This is a genomic window from Streptomyces sp. AB3(2024) (assembly GCF_041862025.1).
In the GTDB taxonomy this organism is placed as follows: domain Bacteria; phylum Actinomycetota; class Actinomycetes; order Streptomycetales; family Streptomycetaceae; genus Streptomyces.
Genome location: NZ_JBGWAB010000306.1, coordinates 1 through 1,482 on the forward strand (window position 1 = coordinate 1; position 1,482 = coordinate 1,482).

Here is a 1,482-nt window from a genome sequence, read left to right on the forward strand (position 1 = left end):
TCGGCCCGCCCCCGCCGCCCGCACCGGCGCGTTCACGCCGCGGCCGCGACGGGCAGCTCCGTCACGGCCGGCTCCTCGGCCCGCGCCGGGTGGCGCAGGGCCAGTACCGCGGCGACCGGGGAGACGAAGGCGATCGCCCCGCACACCAGCCAGGTCGTCTGCACGCCGAGGACCAGCGACAGGGAGCTGAACACGGCGATCGAGACCGGCGCCGTACCGATCCCGGAGAGGGAGAGGGTGGACATCGCGGCGCCCATCCGGTCCTCCGGCGCGGACTGCTGGTACAGGGTCACGATGGCGGGCCCGTTCAGCCCGGACAGCAGGCCGACCCCGGCCGCGACGGCGGTGAGCGACACCACCGAGGGCATCAGCGCCATCACCAGGATCCCGGCGGCGAGCCCGGCCCCGGTCACGACGAGCCGGACGAACATCGGGATGCGGTGCGCGAGCGCCGCGCCGACCGCGCTGGACCCGAGCGCCCCCACGCTGAACGCCGCCAGGACGACGCCCACCGCGCTCACGCCCCAGCCGCGCTCGGAGACCAGCAGCGGCAGGGCCACCTCGGCGGGCCAGCTGAAGGCCATGTCCAGGCAGAGCGCGGCCACGAACATCCAGCGCAGCCGCGGGTGGCGGGCCAGCAGCCGGAACCCGTCACCGGAGCGCTTGACGAGCGACACCCCGGGCTCGGGCTCCGGGCGGACGAAACCGTGGGTCACGTGCAGCAGGCAGCCGAACCAGATCGCCCCGGTGACCGCGCCGATCAGCAGGGCCACCCACAGCTCCCCGACGGTGATCAGGAAGGCCCCGGCGGGGGCGCCGAGGATCGGGGCGACGCGCAGCACCATCGCGTAGAGGGAGTTGGCGCGGGCCAGCTGCTCCCCCCGGGCGAACATGGGCAGCAGGACCCCCGAGGCCGGTCCGGCCAGCCCCAGCAGCACCCCCTCGACGAGCGCGATCACCACCAGCGGCCACAACTGCTCGGCGGTGGCGGTGAGTACGGCCCCGACGGCCAGCAGCACGACCCGGGCGGCCGTGGTGCGCAGCAGGACGAAGCGCGGGCCGAGGGTGTCGGCCACCGCCCCGCCGAAGATCAGCATCAGGGCGCGCGGCACGGTCGCGGCGAGCATCAGCACGGTCACGGCGCGGGTGCCGCCGAGCTGGACGGCCGTCCAGTTCATGGCGATGAGCAGGGCGAAGCTGCCGAGCTGGACGGCGGCCTGGCCGCCGACCAGGGAGCCGACCCGGCCCCACTGCACGCGCTCGGGGGCGGTTCCTTCTACGGGGGATTCCATGGTGCACCTTGTCTGCGAGGGGTGGTGGACGGTCAGGGCGAGGGTCAGGGTCGGGGCCGGGCCGTCAGCGCGACGGCGACGGCCCGGCGGGCGGCGCGGGTGAGCCCCGGGGCTCCGGGCGCCGGCCCGTACGTACGCAGTTCCAGACGGCCGCCGAGGTGGCCGAGCCCGGCCTCGGCGAGGGCCCGGG

General features: G+C 76.0%; 1 protein-coding gene. It reads right to left on the reverse strand.

Annotated features, from left to right (window positions below):
• Window positions 1–32: 32 nt before the first annotated feature.
• The gene (locus tag ACEPPI_RS40490; RefSeq protein ID WP_373920236.1) at window positions 33–1,292 is read right to left on the reverse strand and encodes an MFS transporter; all 1,260 of its coding nucleotides are present in this window, start codon (window positions 1,290–1,292) and stop codon (window positions 33–35) included.
• Between the last annotated feature and the right edge of the window lie 190 nt (window positions 1,293–1,482).

Excerpts from the sequence above, each read along its gene's own strand:
- ACEPPI_RS40490 (WP_373920236.1), bottom strand. The coding sequence starts at position 1,292 with ATGGAATCCCCCGTAGAAGGAACCGCCCCCGAGCGCGTGCAGTGGGGC.